Raw genomic sequence first — 23,267 nt, 5'->3', positions numbered from 1 at the left:
CGATTCATCGAATCGATTCGGGGACTTCCATGATAGCCGATGCCCGGCGACTACTCAGTACGGTGGTGGCGGCATCCGGCGATCACTCCGCGTTCTGTCGGCGCCTTCCCAGACCCCCTCCCATGCGCTCGCATAGGATTGGGGTACTTCCGTTGCCAGCCCGCATCGCTGCCCAGCCATTCGCCAGGCGCCCCGAGCCGAGATCTAGCCAATGACCCCGACACCCCCGCGCCCCGAAGTCAAACGCACCAGCGGCAATCCGGCCACCCAGGCGCAGATCGCCTTGACGGTGAAGCAGCAGCGCGAGCAGAAGCGGCAGGAGAAGCTCGCCGAATACCAGAAGCAGCTCGCTCGCCGACGACGCAGCAGGCTGGTCTGGTGGGTTGTCGGCTCCGCGGCCGCGATCGCCGTGATCGCCGTCATCGTCGCGTCGATCGTGTTCGCGCCCGCCGCGGCGCCGACCTACACCCCGGGCAGCGCGGGCGCCGACATCAAGGGCGTGCAGACCTTCGAGAACGTCACGAAGCACGTCGACGGTCACGTCGATTACCCGCAGAATCCGCCCGCCGGCGGCCCGCACAACCCGGTCTGGCTGAACTGCGGGATCTACGACCAGCCCGTCCCGAACGAGAACGCCGTCCACGCCCTCGAGCACGGCGCGATCTGGGTGACCTACGACGCCGGCAAGGTCAAGGGCGGCGAGCTCGCGAAGCTCAAGACCCTGCTTCCCTCGACCTACCTTGTCCTCTCGCCTTACGAGGGTCTGGACTCGCCGATCGTCCTGAGCGCCTGGAACCACCAGCTGAAGCTGGATTCCGCGGACGACGAGCGCATCCCGCAGTTCATCGAGGAGTACTGGCGCAGCCAGAACGCGCCGGAGCCGACCGCGGCGTGCACCGGGGGCGTCGACGCCCCCGGCAAGCAGAGCTAGGTCGACCGTGAGCGAGACGACCACGGGCGCAGGCGCGCGGCGCTGGCTCGTGATCGCGCTCGGCGTCCTCCTGGTCGCGGCGCTCGCGTTCGCGATCGGCCGGTTCTCGACGTTCGGTGCGACGGCTGTGTCGTCGGCCCCGACAACCGACTCCGCCGAAGCGGGGTTCGCGCGCGACATGCAGGTGCACCACGCACAGGCGATCCAGCTGGCGATGGAGATCTACCGCAAGACGGACGACCCTGACCTGCGGGTGCTGGCGTATGACATCGCCACCGGGCAGGCAGGCCAGCGCGGTGAGATGTTCGACTGGCTCGTGCAATGGGGTCTGCCGCAGGCGGGCGCGCCGATGATGGCCTGGATGACGCAGCCGGATGCCGGGCACGGCGCCCACGGCGGATCCGCCGCAGCGCCGCTCACCGACGCGCAGGCCCGCGAAGCCATGGGAATGGCGACGGATGCCGAGATCCAGGCGCTCGAAGCGGCGACCGGCAAGGAAGCCGACTGCATGTTCCTGAGCCTCATGATCCGTCACCATGAAGGCGCGATCCCGATGGCGGACGCCGTCATCGAGCTCGGAACCAACCCGCGCGTGCTCCAGGTCGCTCAGAGCATGAAGGCGGGACAGACCGCCGAGATAGACGCGATGAAGAGCATGCAGACCCGGCTGTCGTGCAGCGGGTGACCAGTCCGCTCCGTCATAGGCGCCGCTAGGTTCCGCACCCCGCCGGGCATGAGAATGGAAGCGATTCGCTGACGCGCGCGACCGTCGCGCCGGGCCAGCCCCGAGAGGCATTGCACCCCATGACTCCTGCCCTTCCCGCTCCGAGCGCGGTCCTGCATCTCGCGCACGCCGGGGTTTCCCTCATCGTGGACGCACGCGATGGACGACTGCCCGCGATCGTGCACTGGGGGTCGCAGCTGGATGCGATCGATGACGCTCAGCTGAACGCACTGTGCGACGCCGTCGTACCGGTGGTCGGGTCGAACAACGTCTCAGCGCCCCCGCGGGTCGCGGTGCTGCCTGAACACCACACCGGCTGGACCGGCCGTCCCGGAATCGCCGGCTCGTTCGACGGGGCGGGCTGGTCGCCTCGATTCACGACGACCGGCATCGAGCTCGATGCGGAGCCGGTCGACGGCGTCGTGAACGCGGGGGCGGCGGCGGCGACATTCCATGCCGTGGACGATCGCGGATGGCTGGCGCTGCGACTCGACCTCGCACTGCTGCCGAGCGGGCTGATCCGGGCCCGTGCCGCGCTCACCAACACGAGCGATCGCCCCTACGCGGTCGACGACGTCAGCCTGTGCTTCCCGGTTCCCGCCGAGGCGGGCGAGCTGCTCGACTTCACGGGCCAGCACAACTTAGAACGCATTCCGCAGCGCGGTCCGATGCGTGCCGGGGTCCACCTTCGCGAGAACCGCCGCGGCCGGACGGGGGCCGACAGCGCCTTCGTCCTGCACCTGGGCGAGCCGGGCTTCGGCTTCGCGAGCGGCCGGGCCTGGGCCGTGCACACCGCCTGGAGCGGCAACCACCGGCACTACGCCGAGCGGGTCTACACGGGCGAGCAGCTCATCGGCGGCGGAGAGGTGCTGCTTCCCGGTGAGATCACCCTCTGGCGGGGCGACACGTACGAGACACCCTGGGTGTACGGTTCGCACGGAGAAGGCCTCGACGCCGTCGCCCATCGGTTCCACGCGCACCTGCGCGCTCGGCCGGACGCCCCGGGCACCGACCGCCCGGTGACCCTCAACGTCTGGGAAGCCGTGTACTTCCGGCACGACGCCGACGAGCTCGTGGCCCTGGCAGAGCGGGCGGCGAAGATCGGGGTCGAGCGCTTCGTCCTGGATGACGGATGGTTCGGCGGACGGCGAAGCGACCGAGCCGGTCTCGGCGACTGGGTGGTGTCAGCAGACGTGTGGCCCGACGGCCTGCACCCGCTCGTCGACCGCGTCCACGAGCTGGGCATGCAGTTCGGCCTCTGGTTCGAGCCTGAGATGATCAACCTCGACAGCGACCTCGCGAGACGGCATCCGGAATGGATCATGGCGGCGCGCGAAGACCTGCCCGTCGAGTCGCGATTCCAGCAGGTGCTGAACCTCGCGAATCCCGGCGCCTACGCGCACGTCAGAGGACAGATTCTGGCGCTTCTCGGCGAGTACCGGATCGACTACATCAAGTGGGACCACAACCGCGATCTCACCGAGGCGGGCGATCGAACCCGCGATGGCAGACCGGTCGTGCATGACCAGACGCTGGCGTTCTACCGGCTGCTGCGCGAACTGCGGGAGGCGCACCCGCACCTCGAGATCGAGTCATGCTCCTCCGGTGGCGGACGCGTCGATCTCGGCGTGCTCGAGTTCACGGACCGGGTGTGGGTGTCCGACAACAACGATCCGCACGACCGGCAGTCGATGATGCGCTGGACCGCCCAGCTCGTGGCCCCCGAGTTCCTGGGCGCCCACATCGCCTCCGACCGGTCGCACACCACCGGGCGGCGGATGGACCTGTCGTTCCGCGCGATCGCCGCGATCTTCGGCCATCTCGGGATCGAGTGGGACCTCGGCAAGGCGAGCGAGTCCGATCTCGATCGGCTGGCGCGCTGGATCCGGTTCCACAAGGAGAACCGCGCACTGCTGCTGGGCGGCGACGTCATCCGCATGGATGGCGCGGACCCGCGGATCCTGGTCCACGGCGTGGTGTCGCCTGATCGGTCACAGGCGATCTTCGCCGCGGCCGTGCTCGACACCACGCATCCCGAGCCGGCGGCGCGGCTGAAGCTGCGGGGGCTCGATCCCGCCGTGACGTACCGGATCGCGCCAGTGCTGATCGGGCCGCTCCCCTCCGGGCTCGAACCGCCCGAGTGGTGGGGACCGCCGAGCGATGCCGCCTCGCTCGGGGATGATCACTACTGGCATCGCCGCCCGCGAAACGACGTGGAGTATGAGGGCGGGCGATTCCGCGGCGATCTGCTGCAGACGAGCGGAGTCGCATCTCCGCGCGTGCATCCCGACCAGGCCCTCGTCTACCGGCTGGTGGCCGAGAGTTGAGGCGAGGACGAGCGGATCCCGGGAGAGCGGCGCCCCCGACGGCCGCTCTCCCGGGGAGTCGATCGTTCCTACTTGACCGAACCTGCTGTCAGCCCTCGGACGAAGAACCGCTGCAGGGCGAAGAAGATCACCAGAGGCACGACGAGCGTGAGGAATGAACCGGCCGCCACGTTCTGCCATCCTTGGCCGTACTGGCCGAGCAGAGTATAGAGCCCCTGGGTCATGACCTGGTTAGGTCCGCTCTGGATGAAGATGTACGCCACGAGGAAGTCGTTCCATACCCACAGGAACTGGAAGATCGCGAACGACGCCAGCGCCGGCACCGACATCGGCACGACGAGCCGCCAGAAGATCTGGAAGTGGGTCGCGCCGTCGACGCGGGCCGCTTCGATCAGCGAGTTCGGCAGCGTCTGCATGTAGTTGCGCAGGATGTAGATGGCCAGTGGCAGCGCGAATGTCGCGTGCACTATCCAGGCCGCCGGGTACTGACCGATGATCTGGATTCCGGTCGCCTGCCCGAACACCACGAACAGCTGCAGGATCGGGATGATGGCCAGCTGGATCGGCACGACCATCAATCCGAGGACGATCGCGAAGTAGACCTCCTTGCCCTTGAACTGGAAGAAGGTGAACGCGTACGCCGCCATCGCCGCCACCATGATCGGCAGCACCGTCGCGGGAATCGTCACGGCCAGAGAGTTCCAGAAGGTCGTTCCGACGTTCAGTGAGGTCCACGCGGTCGTGAACGCTTCCGTCGTCCAGTTCTGCTGGAACGGGTTCGTGAAGACCGTCCACCAGCCGGTGGCATCGACATCCGACTTGGGCCGGAAGCTCGTGATAAGAAGGCCGAGGAGCGGGAACAGCCACAGGACCGAGATGATCCCCATGAGGATGGTCAGCCCCACGCGAGGCTTGGGCGTGTCGCCGGTCCGGAGCTTTCGCCGGGACTTCTTCTCGACGTCCACGACCTCCCTGTTGCCGTTCTGGTCGACGAGCGGTGTCGGCATGGCAGTCATCGGAGTTCCTCCTGCCTCTTGTAGCTGCGGATCTGGTAGACCACGAGCGGGACGATCGCGATCATGAGCACGATGACGACAGCTGCGGCTTTCCCTGGATTCTGGAAGCTGAACAGCTGGGAGTAGAACTCGACTGCCAGGACACTCGTGTTGTACTGGCCACCCGTCATGGCGTAGATGATGTCGAAGATCTTCATGACGAAGATGACGACCGTGACGAGCACCGCGATGATCGTGCCGCGGATCTGCGGGACGATCACGAGGAAGAACGTCCGGCGTTCGCTCGCCCCATCGAGCCGCGCGGCTTCGATCGTCTCTTCAGGAACGCCCTTGATCGCCGCGGAGAGCAGCACCATGGCGAAGCCGACCTGCAGCCAGATCCCGATGAACATGATCAGGAAGCTGTTGAGGCGTCCCGCGTCGAGCGTGAGCCACGGAACCGGAGCATTGCCCGTTATCCCGGTCCAGATCGCGTTGAGCAGATAGATCTGCGGATTGCCGGGTGGAGCGTAGAAGTAGATGAAACGCCACGTGACGGCCGCGGCGACACCGCTGATCGCGAGCGGCACGAAGATCATCGCCTTGAAGGTCGTCTCGCGTCGCTTGCCGAGCCGATCCGTGAGGACGGCGACGAGCAGCCCGATGACCACCGTTGCTGCCGGCACCACGAGGACCCACAGCAGGTTGTTGAGCAGGACGCCCAGGAAGCTGGGCGTCGTGAAGAGCTCGACGTAGTTCTGGAAGCCGACGAACGTGGACCCCTCGCCCCGACGCTTGCTCGCCTCCATGAAGCTCTCGACGAACGTGCGGATCGCCGGATACAGCAGGAAGATGCCCACGAGCAGGATGACGGGGATGAGGAAGACGTACGGCAGCAGCCGCGCCTTCCACCTGTCATGAGTTCGCTCGACGATCCAGTTCAGACCCCAGAAGATCAGGAACGAGACCCCGAGTCCGAGGACCACGGAGATGATTGCACTGAAGATTGCCATCGAAACCGCCTGACGTCGTTGTGAGGTTGGGTGAGGGCCAGGGTGACGCGGATGCCGGTGGCGCCGGCGTCACCCTGGCCGGGTGCAGCTCAGCAGGTCACTTGCTGGGCCACGAGGCGTCTATCGCCTTGAAGGCGTCCTGCATCGAGGACTGACCTGCGAACCAGTTGGTCAGCTGCGTCCACTCCGTGCCCGCGCCGACTTCACCGGGCATCTGGTCCGACGCGTCGAACCCGAACAGCTTCGAGTTCGCGAGGAACTGAGCCGCGTTCTTCTGGAAGTCGCTCGAGTACTTCGTCTTGTCGAAGTCGGTGTGCGGCGACAGGAAGATGGCCTGGCTCGCGTAGCCGTTCGTGCCGAAGTCCTTGCTCGTGATGTACTGCACGACCTGCTTCGTCGCGTCGTCCTTGCTGAACGCGCCGACGAGGTCGCCACCACCGAGCATCGCGACATCCGTCCCCTCAGGCGAGGGGAGCTGGAAGAAGTTGACCTTCGACAGGTCGCCGGACGAGATCTGCGACTTGATGTCGTCGGGGAAGAAGTCCGCGATGAACGAACCCTGGCGCATCATGAAACACTGACCCTTGTCCTTGCCGGTCGCCCAGAGCTGGTTGCCGGCGGTCTTGAACGATGTCGTCGCAATCGCCGCGCCGCCGCCGTTGACCTGTCCCTGCTTGAGGAGCTGGTCGTCGACCTTGGTTCCCGCCTTCTTCACGAGGTCGCTGTCGAACTTCGTGGTACCGGCAATCCACGAGTTGTACCCGTCGAGGCCGCCATAGCGCAGCACGTACTCCTCGAGCCAGTCGGTCGCCGTCCATCCGGTCGCGGCGCCGTCTTCGATTCCCGCGCACCACGGATATCCGAGATTGCCACTGATGATCTTCTGCTCCAGCGCCGTCAGCTCGGCGTCTGTGGTCGGAACGGTCAGCCCTGCTGCCGTGAACGCCGCCGGGTTGTACCAGACGAGGGACTTCACGTTGATCGAATACGGCAGACCATAGGTCTTGCCGTCGACCTGCGCGATCGTCGCGAGACCGTTCGCCTCGTCTGAAGTGATCCCCGAGACATCGACACCGAGATCTTCGAGGGGATAAAGACTCTGGGTCTGGCTCTTCAGAACGCCGGGCTGCGGATAGATGGCGACGTCGGGGGGATTGCCTGCCGTCACGCGCGCGACTACCGCTGTCTGGAAGTCCGAGTTGCCGTCGTACGTTGCCGTGATCCCTGAAGTCTTTCCCCAGGCGTTGAGCTCGTCCTGGAAGGCTTTGGCCTGGTCACCGGTGAACGCGCCCATGATGGTGACCTTCTTATCGCCACTGGCGTTGGTGCCTCCGCCGCCACCCGAACAGCCGGCAACGGCGAGGCCGACGACTCCCAGCGCCACCAATGGCGCCAAGAGCCGTCGCTGCTGTGACATGCCCATGTGATTCTCCTCCTCGAGTCAGTCCCATGACGTGCTGGTTCCACGTAGGGAACCGTTTCCACACACGGTAGGGGATGGGCAGAGTTTTCACAACAGGTCGGATTTCGCGTTCTAAGAAACCCCGGAATGACGCGAAATCGTTATCAACTCGAGGTCTGGAACCGTTCCCACTTTTCACGCCTTGCTCAGTATGGTGAACTGGGGGCGCGAAGAACGATCGCGGAGAGGTTGGCTCATCAGTGAGCGGGATCGCTGAGGTCGCCCGCCTGGCGGGCGTGTCGAAGTCGACGGCGAGCCGGGCCCTCGGCGGCACCGGGTACGTCTCGGATGACACGCGCCGTCGCGTCGAAGAAGCCGCAGCCGAGATCGGCTATGTGCCGTCGACCAGCGCCGTCAGCCTCGCCACCGGGCGGACGCAGAACATCGGCGTCGTCATGCCCTACCTCAACCGGTGGTTCTTCGCCGAGGTGCTCGAAGGCATCCAGGAGTCGCTCCTCGAGCGCGGCCTCGACCTCACTCTCTACGATGCGAAGCCGGGAACGGACGGGCGCGCGCGCATCTTCGAGGACTTCCTCGCCCGGAAGCGGTTCGACGGTCTCATCGCCGTCGGACTCGAGCCGGACGACGACGAGGTCGGCCGCCTCGTGTCGCTCGGTCGCCCCGTCGTCAACGTCGTCGGCCCGACCGACTCGACGACTGTCGTCGCCATCGACGACGACTATGCGGCCCGCCGCGCGACCGAGCATCTCGTCGCGCTGGGACACCGCCGGATCGCGTTCATCGGCGGTCAACCCGACCGCCACTGGGCACAGGTTGACCGTCGCCGGCTCGAAGGCTACCGAACTGCGATGTCGGATGCCGGACTCGCCGACTTCACCACCCACATCCCCTCGGATGTGACCCTGCCGGGCGGATACGCGTCGGCGGTGGACGTTCTCGCAGACACCCGGAGCAGACCGACAGCCATCGTCGCGACCTGCGACGAGGTCGCGATCGGCGCGATCATCGCAGCGCGTCGGCTCGGAGTGCAGGTGCCGAGCGACCTCAGCGTCATCGGCATCGACGATCACGAGTTCGCGGACATGTTCTCGCTGACCACGCTCCAGCAGATCCCTCGAGAGCAGGGACGCGTCGCGGTGGAACTGCTGCTCGCCCATCTCACCGACCCTGACCGGCCCAAGTCGGTGGTGCGGATGAAGGCGAAGCTCGTCGTGCGCAATTCCACGACGGCGCTCGATCCGCGGCAGTCCGCCGTCGCCGTCGACGGCCGCGACAGCGTCGGGGCAGCGCGGCAGCCCCGCTGAGAACGGAAGCCCCGGATGCGTGGCATCCGGGGCTTCCGATGGAGCGTGATTACTTGAGGGTAACCGTCGCGCCGGCCTCTTCGAGAGCGGCCTTGGCCTTGTCAGCGGCCTCCTTGGTCGCGCCCTCGAGCACGGCCTTGGGGGCACCGTCGACGACGGCCTTGGCCTCGCCGAGGCCGAGCGAGGTGAGCTCGCGGACGACCTTGATGACCTGGATCTTCTTCTCGCCGGCGGCCTCGAGCACGACGTCGAACGCCGTCTGCTCCTCGACCTCTTCGACGGGGGCGGCACCGGCGGCAGCCGGGCCGGCAACGGCGACGGGCGCCGCGGCGGTGACCTCGAAGGTCTCCTCGAACTTCTTGACGAACTCCGACAGCTCGATGAGCGTGAGCTCCTTGAACGCGTCGAGCAGCTCCTCAGTGCTGAGCTTTGCCATGATCTATCTCCTTGATTGGGTTGTTCAGCCGGGGCCCGGAAATCAGGCCGCGGACTCCTGCTTCTCACGCAGCGCGTCGACCGTGCGAACGGCCTTCGACAGCGGTGCGGTGAACAGATAGGCGGCGCCGAACAGCGAGGCCTTCATCGCGCCGGCGAGCTTCGCCAGCAGGACTTCACGGCTCTCGAGGTCGGCGAGCTTGTTGACCTCTTCCGCGCTCAGGGCGGCACCGTCGAAGTACCCGCCCTTGATCACCAGAAGAGGGTGTGCCTTGGCGAAGGCACGCAGGCCCTTCGCGACGGCGACCGGGTCGCCGTGCACGAACGCCACTGCCGACGGACCCTTGAGGTCGTCATCCAGCGACGAGATCCCCGCGTTGTTCGCGGCGATCTTGGTGAGCGTGTTCTTCACCACGGCGTACTCCGCGTCCTGACGAATGCTGTTGCGCAGCTCCTTGAGCTGGGCAACCGTCAGACCGCGGTACTCGGTCAGCAGAACGGCGGTCGAGTCCTCGAAATTCTTCGTGAGCTCGGCGACCGATGCTTCCTTCTGCGCCATGGCCACTCCTTGTTCGCCTCGCGGAACGGATCCCGCGAAGTGTGTGTACGAGACGCTCCGCGGTGGCGGGGCGTCAGCCGCGGCATCCGGTCATCAGAACTCGCGCTGCAGAAACAGAAACGCTCCGGCGCAAGCGCACGGAGCGTGATCCACAGGGAATTCGTTCGTACACCTGCGCGGGCCCCTGCTGATGCAGTGCTTCGATCTCTGCACACCTGCGCGCACATCGATGACCGGCGGTCTTCGGCTTCCATCAGTCTAGGGGATGGCGGATGCCCGGCCAAATCGACAGCCGACCCCGTTGCGCGACGCGGACACAGGGAGAAAGCTCTTGTCGAGCCCATCGACCCGGCAGAGTCGCGCGACGATGTCCGTCCGCGACGGAGAGGACGAAGATGTCTGGCAATCGAGCCGTTGCGTACAAGGGGACAGGCGTCGTCGAAGTCATCGACACCGCATACCCGGAGTTCGAGCTGAAGGACGGCCCGGGCGTCAACCCGGCGAACGTCGGCCGAAAGGTTCCGCACGGCGCGATCCTGCGCACCGTCAGCACGAACATCTGCGGCTCGGACCAGCACATGGTCCGCGGCCGCACCACAGCCCCCGAAGGGCTCGTGCTCGGTCACGAGATCACGGGCGAGGTCGTCGAAGTGGGGCCGGGCGTCGAGTTCATCGAGGTCGGCGACATCTGCTCGGTGCCGTTCAACATCGCGTGCGGTCGCTGTCGCAACTGCAAGGAGGGCAAGACCGGAATCTGCCTGAACGTCAACCCGGACCGCCCGGGAAGCGCGTACGGCTACGTCGACATGGGCGGCTGGGTCGGCGGCCAGGCGGAGTACGTGCTCGTCCCATACGCCGACTGGAACCTGCTGAAGTTCCCCGATCGCGAGCAGGCCCTCGAGAAGATCCTCGATCTGACGATGCTGTCCGACATCTTCCCGACGGGCTTCCACGGCGCCTACACCGCGGGTGTGAAGCCCGGCTCGACGGTGTACATCGCCGGCGCCGGTCCGGTGGGTCTGGCGGCCGCCGTCGGCGCGCAGCTGCTCGGCGCCGCAGTCGTCATCGTCGGCGATCTCAACGAAGAGCGCCTCGCCCAGGCGCGCTCCTTCGGTTGCGAGACGGTCGACGTCTCGAAGGGCGAGCCTGCAGACCAGATCGAGCAGATCCTCGGCGTTCCCGAGGTCGACGCCGGCGTCGACGCGGTCGGCTTCGAAGCGCGTGGACACGGCTCGGACGCCTCGCACGAGGCGCCTGCGACCGTGCTCAATTCGCTCATGCAGTTCACCGCCGCGGGCGGGGCCCTCGGCATCCCGGGTCTTTACGTCACGGGCGATCCGGGGGGAATCGACGACGCGGCAAAGGTCGGCTCGCTGTCACTGCGCCTCGGTCTCGGCTGGGCGAAGTCGCTCTCGTTCACCACGGGCCAGTGCCCGGTCATGAAGTACAACCGGCAGCTCATGATGGCGATCCTCCACGACAGGGTGCAGATCGCCAAGGCCGTGAACGCGACCCCCATCCCGCTCGAGGGCGCCCCGCAGGGCTATGCCGAGTTCGACCAGGGGGCGGCGAAGAAGTACGTGCTCAACCCGAACGGCTACATAAAGGCCGCGTGAGACCCACCCGCAGAACACCGGAACCCCACCCGAAGAACCCGAAACCACACACCCGGAGAAGGAGAACCATGTCCACTGTCACTCTCGCCGATGCCCGCCGTGTCATCGAAGCCGCAGAGAAGCGCGCCGACGAGATCGGCCAGCCGATGAACATCGCCGTCGTCGACTCCGGCGGAAACCTGGTCGCCCACGTGCGGCAGGACGGCGCCTGGATCGGCAGCGTCAACATCTCGATCAACAAGGCCTGGACCTCGCGCGCATTCGACATCGCCACGAAGGATCTCGGCGACAACTCGCAGCCGACCCAGCAGTTCTTCGGCATCAACACGACCAACGGGGGCAAGGTCGCGATCTTCGCCGGCGGCATCCCGCTGTCGAAGGACGGTGTCGTCGTCGGAGCGGTCGGGGTCAGCGGCGGCTCGGGCGAGCAGGACCATTCCGTCGCCGAGGCAGGGGCCGCGGTCTTCTGAGCCTCCGCCCGCTCGGGCCCCGCCGCGGGCGTGTCACTGCACGTCGACCCGGGATCAGTCAGAGCAGCTTGACCGCCGTCGTCTCGACGCTCGCGTACCGGTGATCCTGGGAACCGGCGTCGTCGCGAATCTGAGGGGACGGACAACGCCGGTCGGCGCGCTCGAGAGCACCATTGTCTTCACGCCGACCTTCGCGAGGGTGACCCTGACGCTCATGACCTGACCGACGTCTGCTGCCTTCAACGGATAGCTCTGACCGACGGCCCCTGACACCCCCGTCCCACCTCTGTACCACTGGTAATGGGTGGAGTCGGGCTTCGGCGTGACGCCCGGGACCTTCGCGCTCAATGTTCCTCCGTACACCGTGTCACCCGTGACGACGAGCTGTCCGACGATGGTGAACTCGGCAGGCGGCGCGGGCTTCTTCACGACGCTGATGGTGAGCGGACGTCCTCGCAGTCCCCCGGGAGAGAACCGCATGGCGGTTTGCCCACCACCCGACGACCAGGACACCGCGCTGGACGATGCGTGGTACTCCGAGGTCTCGGCACCCAGCGTGACGACTATCGGGGTGGTCGACAGCTGAGTCGGGTCGCTGACCGTGACGGTGTACGAGGTCTGGTCCTCTTCGACCATCGCGATTGCGGCGCCATCAATGGAAACCCACGGCGAACCCGTCGGCTGGACCAGGTGATGGGCGCCGTCGAACGAGACCAGCCCGCTCGTTCGAGACCGACGATCGTATGCGGCGACGAACCCGGAGCCGCTCGCCAAGATGTCGACATCCGGATTCCGGGCGTAGTCCGAGGTCTGCTGAGCGGATCGGCTGGGCAAGAGGATGTAGGAATAGCTCGAGTTCGTGGGATTCGCCCCGTGGTTCACCGTCAACGTGAGGTGGACGTTCGACGCGGGCGCCGTGCTCTCGAGCCGATTGATCGCATTCCAACTGCTCGTTCGCTGTTCTCGCTGCGCCTTGACCGTGGTCGCCACGGGAAAGACGTAGCCGACATGCTCGCCGGGGCCTTCGATCGAAGCCCAACGAGTCAGTGCGCTGACTGCGGAGCCCAAGGGAACCGTCGTGTCGCCGAGGCGAAGTTCGGCGCCCCCCGCGGTCACGATGCGATCGTCGATGGTCGTTTCGATCCGTGTGGCCTTTCCGTCCCAGCCATTGCCCGACATGTTCGTCGAAGTGATTCCCGCACCGACCGCCAGAATCCGATCCTCGAAGACGAACCACGCCTTCTTGGCTGCCAGATTGTTGCCGTCCGCGTCGTAGCTCATCGCCGCGATGCCCCGTGATCCGGCGGGCGATGCCAATCCGCCCGCGAAGGATTGGCCGCTCAAGTACGTCCGACCATTTGTCTCGCCGCGCTTGACGGTGTCCTCGGTCGTGCCCGGGATTCGATACGGGTTGGCAGTCGCCCAGAAGTCGTGCGAGTAAGGGCTGCCCTCGCCGAGGTGCAGGTAGGTCGCACCGCTTCCGGTGTACCAGCCGTGGAGGTTCTCGTCGGCGAGGGCCTCGTAGCCGGCGATCCGCGAACTGGACATGCCGACGGCGAAGGCATAGTCGGTACCGTTGAACACGAAGCGATCCATTCCGTTGAACGCATACGCACCGGCCGCAACCGCGGCGGAAGAGACTGACGAGTCACGGAGCAGAAGCCTCGACCGGACGACATCGGCCACTCCACCGGCCGACTCGATGGACGTCGAGTTGTTGCTGCCGCAGTCGAGCCAGTGCTTGACCGCCCGCTTCGTCTTGGCAGCGTAGGTGGCAGGCGCGATCTCGGCGAGCCGGAGTACGGCGGATTGAAGCGTCACGCCCACCGCATCGTCCTGCGAAACGCTGCGAGCGACTTCACGACCACGCACCACAGACATCACGCCTCCGCAACTCGTGACCGGTGCATAGGTGTCTTGCACCCGGTCGTAGATGCTCAGACCGGCTGCATCGGTCGGCTGCCATTGCGAACCCTGCAGAAGGTAGTAGAAGCGCGAGACCGTCTGGATGAGCGAGATCCCGTATCCGCCCGTATAGGCATGATGCAAATGCTGAACGTAGGACCCATCGGCATAGAATCCATCACCCGCCGTCACCAGACTCAGGGCGGGGCGCATGGCCTCGACAGCGGTCTTCAGCGTGCTGGGCTGCTTCGAGAGCACCGCACGCAGTCCCACCACGTACGCGGACCAGACACGATTGGCGGCGGTGTTCTTCGGCGCCGGAGCGAAATACGTCACTGTGTCCATGAAGCTCGCCACCTGCGTCTGGCTCAGGTGGGGGTAGAGAAGCGCCGTAATGTCGTTGAACGCCAGCGGGATGCCGATCTCGTAGAACCACCAGAACGCGGCCTTCTTGGGGGTCGTCGGGTTGTAACGGTTCGTGTGCAGCCAATCGACGGCAGCAATGGTGTCACCGACGAATTGAATGTTGTCGTGCAACGTCGACTGCGGTGTGCCGACAGCCAGCGCCATGCTCTCGACGCGATGGAAAGCCACCGCCAGGTCGGAGAAGTCATGCGTATCGAGATCGCTCCAGATCTCTTCCGAGCCGGTGGCCGCGGTGTTGAGCGAACCCCAGACCAGACGCGCAGCATCATCGACCCTCCGCACAGCCGCCGCCGTGCTCCCTACTCCGTCGCTGCCGGCAATGGTGCCGGTGAGGTCATTCACATGCCTGAGACGCATTGAGTCGAACTGGTCCGCAGCACTCGCGCTCTCCGTGAATGAGACGCTCGGCGCGACCACGCTGAGGACGACCGCAGCGGTGATCAGGATGCGGATGACTCGTCGTGCAGTGAGGGTGCGGCTGGTCAAGGACGTTGAAACAGACATCGATGCCTCAGTCCTGGCGATGGCCTGTGTCGATGAGCGTGGTCGGGGGTGATCCTGCGGGCGCGACGTTACGGTGCGGCAAGCATAGCCCGGGGAGGCGCTGGTGCACGGCTGTGAGGAGGACCGCCGGATCGGCGGCGATGACCTCGGGTGTCGCGGGCTCGGATGTCCCGGCACAGGTCTAGCCTCGAAGGCGTGACACCGGACCTTGCCGCCCGCATCGTCGCGGACTCCCGCGACCGGGTGGCCTGGGTGCGCGCGCGGTCGCGAGGGATCACCGCGACGGATGTCGCATCCCTCACGTCCGAGCGGGCGATTCCGCGCGCCGCCGACGCCAAGCTGATGGGTTCGGGGTTCTCGGGCAACGCCTTCACGGCGCATGGACGTCTGCGCGAGCCCGAGATCGCGGCGTGGGTCGCCGCCACGCACGGCATCCAGCCTTCCTCGGCGCTGTTCCACGCGGTGGTCGAGAAGCGCCACCTCGCCACCCCCGACGGCATCGGTCTCGACGTCGTGGGTCGTGTGCAGCTGTGCGAGATCAAGACGACGAACAAGTCGTGGAGCAGCATCCCGCGCTCCTATCTTCGTCAGGTGTGGTGGCAGCAGCACGTGCTCGGCGCCGAGCGGACGCTCGTCGTGTGGGAGGAGCACGACGCGTTCGTCCCGGTGGACGACGAGCCTCGGTGCGCCTGGGTCGACCGCGATGAGGTCGAGATCGCCCGGCTGGTGCGCCTCGCCACGGCGCTCATCGACGAACTCCACCGTCGGACCACGCAGCAGAAGCCACCAGAGCGGATGCCGGAGCCCCAGCTGCCGCGGCAGCCCTTCCGCGCGCTCGCCCTCGCCGACTGACCCCACCCCGAGGCGGGTGGCGCGGTCGTCGGGTCACCCGCCGCGCCTGCCGTGCCTAAGCGGAACCGGCCTTCGGGTGGCGTTAGTTGACGTGTGTCAACGACTATTCTATAGTTGACCTAAATCAACTGTTGACTCCGGTCAATCATCTCGCGCCATCGTCGTCGCAACCCGTCCCCCCCTCGACCACGAAGGAAAGTCTTGTCTGCTTCAATCACAGCCGCGACGCCGGTGAAGCCGCGCAGCGGCGTGCTGCTGGCTCTGTCCGGCCTCCTCCTCGGCATGTTCGTTTCGATGCTCGCATCGACCGTGGTGTCGACCTCCCTGCCCGTCATCATCCACGACCTGGGCGGCGACCAGACCGCCTTCACCTGGGTGGTCACCGCGACGTTGCTCACGACCGCCATCTCGACCCCCGTCTGGGGCAAGCTCGCCGACCTGTTCAGCCGCAAGCTGCTCATCCAGATCGCGATCCTCATCTTCGTGCTGGCGACCGCGGCCGCGGGCTTCTCACAGGACACCAGCACCCTCATCGCGTTCCGCGCCGTGCAGGGCATCGGCGCCGGCGGTCTCGCCGCGCTCAGCCAGGTCATCATGGCCGACATCATCAGCCCGCGCGAGCGCGGCCGCTATATGGGCCTGTTCGGGGCCGTGATGGCCGTCGCGACGGTCGGCGGCCCGCTGCTGGGTGGTTTCATCACCGACACGTGGGGCTGGCGCTGGAACTTCTTCGTCGCACTCCCGTTCGCGATCGCCGCGCTGATCATCCTGCAGCGCACCTTGCATCTGCCCGCGCTGGCGAAGAAGAAGGCGCAGATCGACTACCTCGGCATCGTGCTGCTGTCGACCGCGGTCTCGCTGCTGCTCATCTGGGTCACCCTCGCCGGCAGCTCGTTCGAGTGGTGGAGCGCTCAGACGATCTGGATGGTCGGCGGCGCCATCGTCTCGGCGATCCTGTTCGTGGTGGTCGAACTCCGCGCCAAGGAGCCGCTCGTCCCGCTCACGCTCTTCAAGAACCGCACCTTCACGCTCGCCGTCATCGCCTCGATCGCGACCGGAATCGCGATGTTCGGCGCGTCCGTCTTCCTGGGTCAGTACATGCAGCTCGCCCGCGGCGCCACTCCCACCGAGGCCGGCCTCATGACGATCCCGATGATCGCGGGTCTGCTGCTGTCATCGATCGGCGTCGGCGCGCTCATCACGCGGTTCGGCCGCTGGAAGCCGTTCCTCATCGTCGGATCGGTGTTACTCATCGCGGGCGCGTATCTGCTCTCGACGATCCACTACGACACGAACTTCGCGCTGGTCTCGCTCTACATGTTCCTGCTCGGCGCGGGGGTCGGCATGACCATGCAGAACCTCGTGCTCATCGTGCAGAACACCTCGAAGCCCACCGAGATCGGCGTCGCGAGCTCGGGAGTCACATTCTTCCGCAGCCTCGGCGGCACGATCGGCGTCTCGGTCATGGGTGCGGCCCTCGCGACGAAGGTCACCGAGCTCGTCGGCGACGCGAAGGCCGACCTCACCAAGGCGATCATGAGCCTCGGCGAGAAGGCACCCTACTGGGCGGACCAGCTGCAGTCCGGCTCGATCCCGAAGGTCTCGGCGATGCCGCAGGCGCTGCGGGTCATCTTCGAGGACATCTACGCACAGGGCATCTCGCACTCGTTCCTGATCGCCGTGCCGTTCGCGATCGTGAGCCTGATCGCTATCCTCTTCCTGCCCAACGTGCCGCTCACGCGAATGACCACCAAGGAGCGCATCGAGGCCAGTGAGGCCGACTTCGCCACCGTCTCGGTGCCCGCGGGCCTGGACGTCGCCGTCGAGCCGGAAGCTTCCGATGTCGTCGCCTCGGCCGACGAGGGCGCTGAGCGCGCCGACGCCCCGGCTGGGGCATCCGCCGGACGATAATGTCGTCCGTGACCGACTCGCTCGACCTCGAGGCCCGCACCCGTGCGGTGCGGGCCCTCGAGAGCGAGGTCGGCGAGCTCATCAACCAGTTCCGGATCGTCCTGATCGCCAACGCGGAGCGGCTCAGCCACGGCATGCTTCCCGGGGCGTACAAGGTCTTCACCACCATCGTGCGCAAGGAGACCGTGACGATCTCGGCGCTCGCCGACTCGCTCATGATGGACAAGGGCCAGCTCAGCCGAACGGTCCGCGAGCTCGAGCACCTTGGCCTGGTTCATCGGACTCCCGATCCGGAGGACGGCCGCTCGAGTCTGCTCTCCCCCACCGCCGAGGGCCTCGAACGCCTCGGCGACGCGCGGCGCCCGCAGGAGAACGACCTCCTGACGAGGCTGCACGACTGGCCGGTCGAAGAGATCGAGCACCTCGCGCGCCTTCTGCACGCTCTTTCCGCCGACACAGCGCCCTGACCCGTTCACCGGGTGTCCGGATGCCGGCTACCCCAGGTTCAGGATTATCGACCCGGTAGCACCGGCGTAACACGGGCGAGACATTCGCGGAGTTGACTGGCTCTCACCAGCCAGCACGTGTGGCCGAGGGAGACACCGATGCGGAAGGGACCGACCGATGAGATTCCGGCCGCTGCGAACATCACCCGCACCCGAGACCGGGCTCGCGCCGGTTCCCGATCCGCCCGCGATGATGCGCGCCGCCGTCATCGAGTCGACCGGGGAGGCAGGCAGGCTGCATGAGGCATCCGTTCCGGTCCCCTCTCCGCTGCTGAGCGAGCTTCTCATCAGGGTCGTCGCGGCCGGGGTCAACCCCATCGACGCGAAGACCCGGGCCGGCTCCGGCGTGTCCGGTTCGATCGGCGCCTACCCGGCTGTGCTCGGCTTCGACTTCAGCGGGATCGTCGTGCGCGCGCCGTACGAGACGCATCCGCTGCAGCCGGGCACTGCCGTGTTCGGCATGGCCGCGTTCCCTCGCTCCCAGGGCACGTATGCCGAATACGTCATCGCCCCCACCCTCTCGGTGGCCCGCAAGCCCGCTTCGCTGTCGCACGTCGAAGCGGCCGGAGTTCCCCTCGCGGCCCTCACCGCGTGGGGCCTCGTGGTCGAGACGGCGCATGCGCACGAGGGCCAGCGGATCCTGATCCACGCCGCCGGCGGCGGAGTCGGGCACTTCGCCGTGCAGTTCGCCGCCTACTTCGGCGCGCACGTGACGGTGACCGCGTCGGGGCGGAACGCCTCTTGGCTGCGCGAACTCGGAGCCTCCGTCGTGGTGGACCGCACGACCACGCGCTTCGAGGATGTCGTGAGGGATGCCGACGTGGTGATCGATCTGGTCGGCAACGTGCATGACGAGACCGGATCGCGCTCCCTCGAGGTCCTCCGCCGGGGCGGGCTGTACATCGTCGTGCCGTCGGGCAGCTGGCCGGGTTACGCCGATGCCGCCACCGCTGCAGGCATGCGGGCCACGAGCTACAAGGTCATCCCCGACGGTGGCGCGCTCGCGACCATCGCGCGACTCCTGGACTCGGGCGCCGTCCAGGTCTACATCGACCAGGTGTTCGATCTGCGGGATGCCGCGGACGCTCACATCGCACTCGAGCAGGGCCACACCCGAGGCAAGATCGTCCTGCGCGTCAGCGACGACTGACGGGATCCTCGAGAGGTGACAGGACGCGCCGCCCCTCGGCCACGATCTCATCCGCGACGGCCTCGAGCAGCTCGGACCGGAGGTTCCACTGCTGCCAGTGCAGCGGCACATCGACCGGCATCCCGCCCACGGGCACGAGCTCTCCGCGCGCGAGCGCGTCCTTCGACTGGAACGTCGGCAGCAGCGCCCACCCGAGCCCGAGACGCACCGCAGTCGCGAAGTCGTTGGATGCCGGAACGTAGTGGCGTGGCGGTCGCGCAGGGTCGGCGCCCTGGGCGCGCAGCCAGCGGGTCTGCAGGTCGTCACGCCGATCGAGGTCGACGACGGGCGCCTGACCCAGGACTTCGGCATCCACGCCCGAGCCGAACCATCGCGCGACGAAGCGCGGCGTGGCCACGGCTTCGTAGCGCATCGCGCCGAGCACGCTGACCCGGCATCCGGCCACCGGCGTCGCGCGCGACGTGACGGCGCCCATCACGGTGCCCGACTCGAGCAGCCCGGCGGTGAAGTCCTGGTCGTCGCGATGGACCTCGAAGACCACCGGATGCCGCTCCGAAAGCCGGGCGAGCGGTTCGAGGAACCACGTCGCCAGGGAATCGGCGTTGACCGCGAGCGGCATGGTGGCGCGTGCGGCTTCGCCTTCGTCCACCCCGAGCACGGTGATGGCGTCGTGCTCGATCAGTGCCGCCTGACGCGCGAGCCGCACGATGGCGGTCCCCGCCTCGGTCGGCCGTGCCGGCTTGGAGCGCACCAGCACCACCTGGCCGAGCTGCTCCTCGAGCGCCTTGATGCGCTGACTGACGGCGGAAGGAGTGATGTGCAGGCGCCGGGCCGCGGCATCCAGCGTCCCCTCGTCGACCACGGCGACGACGGTCTCAGCGAGTTCGAACGGGATGCGCATCATCAGTGATGCTAATGCATCTGAAGAATCATGAGCTGGACTGTGTGTCCGTCGGCGAATAGCGTCGAAGCATGATCGCTCCCCTGCTTGCCGGGCTCGGCCTGGGCTTCTCGCTGATCGTCGCGATCGGCGCCCAGAACCTGTTCGTCCTGCGGCAGGGGCTGCGTCGCGAGCACGTGCTGGCCGTTGCCGCCATCTGCGCGGCATCGGATGCCGTCCTGATCGTGCTCGGCGTCTCGGGGATCGGCGTGGTCCTGCACGCCGTGCCATGGCTCGTGGATGTCGCGCGCTGGGCGGGCGCGGCCTTCCTCGCGGTCTACGGCCTGCTCGCTGCGCGACGCGCGTGGCGCCCCAGCGGTGAGACCTTCGAGACCGCCGAGCCCACCGCGCCCGTCGCCGCGTCGGTCCGCTCCGACGTACCGGAGCCCGTCGTCACCGCCTCACAGACGCGACTCGTGCCGGTCGTGCTCACGTGCCTCGCGCTCACGTGGCTCAATCCGCACGTCTACCTCGACACGGTCTTCCTGCTCGGCACGGTCGCGAACTCGCACGGCGACGAGCGGTGGGTCTTCGCCGCGGGTGCGATCATCGCGAGCATCGCGTGGTTCTTCGGCCTCGCGCTCGGCGCGCGCTACCTCGGTCGCTGGCTGTCCACGCCCCGCGCGTGGCGAATCCTCGACGCGGTGATCGCGGTCGTGATGATCGCGATCGGCATCAGCCTGGTGCTGCCGCTCGGCCCCTGACCGGGTCAGCCGTCGATCTGCTCGCGACGGTGCTCGACGAGCGCCCGGACCGCGGCATCCGGAAGGGGCTTGTGCGGCTGGAAGCGGATCGTCCCCTTGGCGAGGTCGTACCCCTCGAGGTCGGGCGCGACGGCCGAGATGGCACCGGGGCTGAACGGATAAACGCCGATGTGCTCCTTCGCGCGCATCACCGAGATGAGCGGCTTGCCGTGGTAGACCAGCGCCGGCATGCCGTAGCCCTTGCCCTGCTCGGCATCGGGCACGACCTCGCGGGCGATCTCGTAGACGCGTCCGATCGCGAGACGCGAGTCGTCGTCCTGGTCGGCCAGGTAGTCGTCGATGGTTCCCATGGCGGCATCCTCCCACCCCCTTCCGACGCGCGAACAGCCCGGCGCACGGCACGATAGAGTTGTGAGACGTGTGCATGTGATCGTCGGCGGATCGGTCCAGGGGGTCGGCTACCGCTACACCGCGCGCATGATCGCCCGAGAGATCGGCGTCGCAGGCTGGGTGCGCAACCGCAGGGACGGCACCGTCGAGGCCGAGTTCGAGGGCACCGAGGATCAGGTCGACGAGATGCTCGCGTGGATGGCCGAAGGTCCGCCCGGGTCGCGGGTCGAGTCGGCGAAGGTGACGGATGCCGCGCCCACCGGCGGCCGCGGCTTCGAGGTTCTCAACACGGCCTGATTCGATCAGCTCAGCGTGGCACGCCGGCTTGCAATTCGCGGAAGACGTCCCGCGCATCCGATCGCGTCGCCAGCCCGGCCGACTGGCCTGCCCACAGCGACAGCAGGTCGCCGTCATCCTTGCGCGCCGCCTCGGCGCGGAAGACCCCGGTCAGCCAGTTCTGGGCCGGGAACGGGGCGATGAGACCGCTCGCCTCGATCGCGTGCAGGGCGCGGTTCGGGATGCCGCGCGCCAGCCGTCCGCTCATCGCGCTGGTCAGCACCGTGTCGGTGTCCCCTGCCGCGGCGATCGCGCGACGGTGCGCCGGGGGCACCGCCGACTCGTCGGTCCGCAGGAACGCGGTGCCGACCTGCACGCCGGACGCCCCTAGCGCGAACGCTGCCGCGACCCCACGGCCGTCGGCGATTCCGCCCGCCGCGATCACCGGCGCCCGCACGGCATCCACCACCTGAGGCACGAGCGAGAACGTCCCGACGAGCGAGCGCTCCGGCGGCTGGAGGAACGACACCCGATGCCCGGCCGCCTCCGCGCCGCTCGCGACGATGGCGTCCACTCCGGCGTCGTCGAGGGCGACGGCCTCGGCGACCGTGGTCGCGGTGCCGATGATCCGGATGCCGCGACCCCGGGCACGATCGATCACGTCGGCCGGGGGAACCCCGTACACGACGCTCAGCACGGCGGGTGCGGCATCCATCACGGCGTCCAGCTGGTCTTCGATCGACGGGAGGAAGGCATCCGGCACCGTCGGCGCTGACACTCCGGCTGCGGTGTAGAGCGGCGCCAGGGCATCGAGATACGGTGCCAGATCGACGTCCGCCGGGGCGACCTCGTCGCCTTTCGGCAGCCAGAGGTTGAGGGCGAACGGCTTGCCGGTCGCAGCGCGAAGACTCTCGATCGTCTCACGGATGCGCTGCGGACTGTAGCCGTACAGCCCGAACGACCCGAGCCCGCCCACCTCGCTCACGAGCGCGGTGAGGGCGATCGAGGAGGCACCGCCGAAGGGACCGAGCACGATCGGCTCGGTGATGCCGAGCAGGGCCGTGAGTGCTCCGGGCATGGCAGCTCCTTCGTCCGATGCGACGCCTCGACGCTACTCGCACGAGGCAGTCGAGCGCGGATACCGGCTGGAACGCAGAAGGGACCCCGCCTTGCGGCGGAGCCCCTTCGCGGCCGATCCGAGGATCGGCGATGAATCACAGAGCGTTGACGTCCAGCGGGATGCCGGGGCCGAACGTGGTCGACACGGCGCCCTTCTGGATGTAGCGGCCCTTCGAGCTCGACGGCTTCAGCCGGATGATCTCCTCGAGCGCAGCCTTGAGGTTCTCGTCGAGCTGGTCGGCCGAGAACGAGGCCTTGCCCACGACGAAGTGCACGTTGGCGTGCTTGTCGACGCGGAACTCGATCTTGCCGCCCTTGATCTCCTCGACGGCCTTGGCCGGGTTGGGGGTCACGGTGCCGGTCTTGGGGTTCGGCATGAGGCCGCGGGGGCCGAGCACCTTGCCGAGACGGCCGACCTGGCCCATGAGCTCAGGGGTCGAGACGGCCGCGTCGAAGTTGGTCCAGCCATCGGCGACGCGCTGGATGAGCTCGGCGCCGCCGACCTCATCCGCACCCGCGGCGATCGCGGCCTCGGCGGCCGGGCCCGTCGCGAAGACGATGACGCGGGCAGTCTTGCCCGTGCCGTGCGGCAGGATGACGGTGCCGCGTACCATCTGGTCCGCCTTGCGGGGGTCGACCGAGAGCTTCAGCGCGACCTCGACGGTCGAGTCGAACTTCGCCGAGCCGGTCTGCTTCGCGAGAGCGACGGCCTCGGTCGGCGTGTAGAACTTGTCAGCCGCGATCTTGGCGGCAGCGGCCTGGTAGGCCTTGGACTTGGTAGCCATTT

At 67.3% G+C, this 23,267-nt stretch carries 22 protein-coding genes; 12 read left to right on the top strand and 10 right to left on the bottom strand.

The window, feature by feature from the left end:
* Positions 1 to 211: 211 nt before the first annotated feature.
* The 3 genes from ABD212_RS13640 to ABD212_RS13630 all read left to right on the top strand — a co-directional run bounded on the left by ABD212_RS13640 (position 212) and on the right by ABD212_RS13630 (position 3,982).
* On the top strand, positions 212 to 931 hold the full coding sequence (locus ABD212_RS13640; RefSeq protein ID WP_344095531.1) for a thioredoxin-like domain-containing protein: 720 nt from the start codon (positions 212 to 214) through the stop codon (positions 929 to 931).
* Between the two features lie 7 nt (positions 932 to 938).
* Positions 939 to 1,616, top strand: coding sequence for a DUF305 domain-containing protein (locus tag ABD212_RS13635; RefSeq protein WP_344095529.1), 678 nt, complete (start codon positions 939 to 941; stop codon positions 1,614 to 1,616).
* A 119-nt stretch (positions 1,617 to 1,735) separates the two neighbouring features.
* Positions 1,736 to 3,982, top strand: coding sequence for an alpha-galactosidase (locus ABD212_RS13630; RefSeq protein WP_344095527.1), 2,247 nt, complete (start codon positions 1,736 to 1,738; stop codon positions 3,980 to 3,982).
* A 68-nt stretch (positions 3,983 to 4,050) separates the two neighbouring features.
* Here ABD212_RS13630 and ABD212_RS13625 read toward each other — a convergent pair whose 3' ends face one another.
* From ABD212_RS13625 to ABD212_RS13615, 3 genes are all read right to left on the bottom strand, one after another.
* On the bottom strand, positions 4,051 to 4,998 hold the full coding sequence (locus tag ABD212_RS13625; protein WP_344095525.1) for a carbohydrate ABC transporter permease: 948 nt from the start codon (positions 4,996 to 4,998) through the stop codon (positions 4,051 to 4,053).
* Positions 4,995 to 5,990, bottom strand: coding sequence for a carbohydrate ABC transporter permease (locus ABD212_RS13620; RefSeq protein WP_344095523.1), 996 nt, complete (start codon positions 5,988 to 5,990; stop codon positions 4,995 to 4,997). The genes ABD212_RS13625 and ABD212_RS13620 overlap by 4 nt, the downstream gene beginning before the upstream one ends.
* 97 nt (positions 5,991 to 6,087) lie before the next feature.
* Positions 6,088 to 7,413: an ABC transporter substrate-binding protein gene (locus tag ABD212_RS13615; RefSeq protein WP_344095521.1), complete on the bottom strand. Its 1,326-nt coding sequence runs from the start codon at positions 7,411 to 7,413 to the stop codon at positions 6,088 to 6,090.
* Between the two features lie 239 nt (positions 7,414 to 7,652).
* On the opposite strand from ABD212_RS13615, the gene ABD212_RS13610 reads away from it, so the two are divergent.
* Positions 7,653 to 8,717, top strand: coding sequence for a LacI family DNA-binding transcriptional regulator (locus tag ABD212_RS13610; RefSeq protein WP_344095519.1), 1,065 nt, complete (start codon positions 7,653 to 7,655; stop codon positions 8,715 to 8,717).
* A 49-nt stretch (positions 8,718 to 8,766) separates the two neighbouring features.
* Here the strand turns inward: ABD212_RS13610 and rplL are convergent, their stop codons facing one another.
* Both rplL and rplJ read right to left on the bottom strand, forming a co-directional pair.
* On the bottom strand, positions 8,767 to 9,153 hold the full coding sequence (gene rplL, locus ABD212_RS13605) for a 50S ribosomal protein L7/L12 (protein WP_344095517.1): 387 nt from the start codon (positions 9,151 to 9,153) through the stop codon (positions 8,767 to 8,769).
* 42 nt (positions 9,154 to 9,195) lie between these two features.
* On the bottom strand, positions 9,196 to 9,711 hold the full coding sequence (gene rplJ / locus ABD212_RS13600; protein WP_344095515.1) for a 50S ribosomal protein L10: 516 nt from the start codon (positions 9,709 to 9,711) through the stop codon (positions 9,196 to 9,198).
* A gap of 395 nt (positions 9,712 to 10,106) precedes the next feature.
* Between rplJ and fdhA the strand changes: the two genes are divergently transcribed.
* On the top strand, positions 10,107 to 11,327 hold the full coding sequence (fdhA, locus tag ABD212_RS13595; RefSeq protein ID WP_344095513.1) for a formaldehyde dehydrogenase, glutathione-independent: 1,221 nt from the start codon (positions 10,107 to 10,109) through the stop codon (positions 11,325 to 11,327).
* Between the two features lie 68 nt (positions 11,328 to 11,395).
* Complete coding sequence (locus tag ABD212_RS13590) at positions 11,396 to 11,797, top strand: GlcG/HbpS family heme-binding protein (protein ID WP_344095511.1); 402 nt, start codon at positions 11,396 to 11,398, stop codon at positions 11,795 to 11,797.
* A 54-nt stretch (positions 11,798 to 11,851) separates the two neighbouring features.
* Here ABD212_RS13590 and ABD212_RS13585 read toward each other — a convergent pair whose 3' ends face one another.
* Complete coding sequence (locus ABD212_RS13585) at positions 11,852 to 14,632, bottom strand: polysaccharide lyase 8 family protein (protein WP_344095510.1); 2,781 nt, start codon at positions 14,630 to 14,632, stop codon at positions 11,852 to 11,854.
* Positions 14,633 to 14,827: 195 nt separating this feature from the next.
* Here ABD212_RS13585 and ABD212_RS13580 point away from each other — a divergent pair, with 195 nt between their 5' ends.
* The 4 genes from ABD212_RS13580 (at position 14,828) to ABD212_RS13565 (ending at position 19,051) form a co-directional block, all read left to right on the top strand.
* A complete protein-coding gene (locus ABD212_RS13580; RefSeq protein WP_344095508.1) occupies positions 14,828 to 15,484 on the top strand; it encodes a YqaJ viral recombinase family protein in 657 nt (218 codons plus the stop codon).
* A 282-nt stretch (positions 15,485 to 15,766) separates the two neighbouring features.
* Positions 15,767 to 17,395, top strand: a complete 1,629-nt coding sequence (locus ABD212_RS13575; RefSeq protein WP_425561273.1) for an MDR family MFS transporter — start codon at positions 15,767 to 15,769, stop codon at positions 17,393 to 17,395.
* Positions 17,395 to 17,862: a MarR family winged helix-turn-helix transcriptional regulator gene (locus ABD212_RS13570; RefSeq protein WP_344095506.1), complete on the top strand. Its 468-nt coding sequence runs from the start codon at positions 17,395 to 17,397 to the stop codon at positions 17,860 to 17,862. Before ABD212_RS13575 ends, ABD212_RS13570 begins: the two co-directional genes overlap by 1 nt.
* A gap of 157 nt (positions 17,863 to 18,019) precedes the next feature.
* Positions 18,020 to 19,051, top strand: coding sequence for an NADP-dependent oxidoreductase (locus ABD212_RS13565; RefSeq protein ID WP_344095504.1), 1,032 nt, complete (start codon positions 18,020 to 18,022; stop codon positions 19,049 to 19,051).
* Here the strand turns inward: ABD212_RS13565 and ABD212_RS13560 are convergent.
* Complete coding sequence (locus ABD212_RS13560) at positions 19,038 to 19,955, bottom strand: LysR family transcriptional regulator ArgP (protein ID WP_344095502.1); 918 nt, start codon at positions 19,953 to 19,955, stop codon at positions 19,038 to 19,040. The genes ABD212_RS13565 and ABD212_RS13560 overlap by 14 nt on opposite strands.
* A 68-nt stretch (positions 19,956 to 20,023) precedes the next feature.
* Between ABD212_RS13560 and ABD212_RS13555 the strand changes: the two genes are divergently transcribed.
* Positions 20,024 to 20,695: a LysE/ArgO family amino acid transporter gene (locus tag ABD212_RS13555; RefSeq protein WP_344095500.1), complete on the top strand. Its 672-nt coding sequence runs from the start codon at positions 20,024 to 20,026 to the stop codon at positions 20,693 to 20,695.
* Positions 20,696 to 20,700: 5 nt separating this feature from the next.
* Here the strand turns inward: ABD212_RS13555 and ABD212_RS13550 are convergent, their stop codons facing one another.
* Positions 20,701 to 21,045 (bottom strand): iron chaperone, encoded by a 345-nt coding sequence (locus tag ABD212_RS13550; RefSeq protein ID WP_344095498.1) that lies wholly within the window; start codon positions 21,043 to 21,045, stop codon positions 20,701 to 20,703.
* A 61-nt stretch (positions 21,046 to 21,106) separates the two neighbouring features.
* Between ABD212_RS13550 and ABD212_RS13545 the strand changes: the two genes are divergently transcribed.
* Positions 21,107 to 21,382, top strand: a complete 276-nt coding sequence (locus ABD212_RS13545) for an acylphosphatase (protein ID WP_344095496.1) — start codon at positions 21,107 to 21,109, stop codon at positions 21,380 to 21,382.
* 10 nt (positions 21,383 to 21,392) lie between these two features.
* Here ABD212_RS13545 and ABD212_RS13540 read toward each other — a convergent pair whose 3' ends face one another.
* Complete coding sequence (locus ABD212_RS13540; RefSeq protein ID WP_344095494.1) at positions 21,393 to 22,439, bottom strand: NAD(P)H-dependent flavin oxidoreductase; 1,047 nt, start codon at positions 22,437 to 22,439, stop codon at positions 21,393 to 21,395.
* A 136-nt stretch (positions 22,440 to 22,575) separates the two neighbouring features.
* On the bottom strand, positions 22,576 to 23,265 hold the full coding sequence (rplA, locus tag ABD212_RS13535) for a 50S ribosomal protein L1 (RefSeq protein ID WP_344095492.1): 690 nt from the start codon (positions 23,263 to 23,265) through the stop codon (positions 22,576 to 22,578).
* Positions 23,266 to 23,267: the final 2 nt, after the last annotated feature.

The organism is Microbacterium deminutum (assembly GCF_039530205.1).
Taxonomy (GTDB): domain Bacteria; phylum Actinomycetota; class Actinomycetes; order Actinomycetales; family Microbacteriaceae; genus Microbacterium; species Microbacterium deminutum.
The sequence above is the reverse complement of the archived record's forward strand: the minus strand, read 5'-3'. Positions and strand labels throughout refer to the sequence as shown.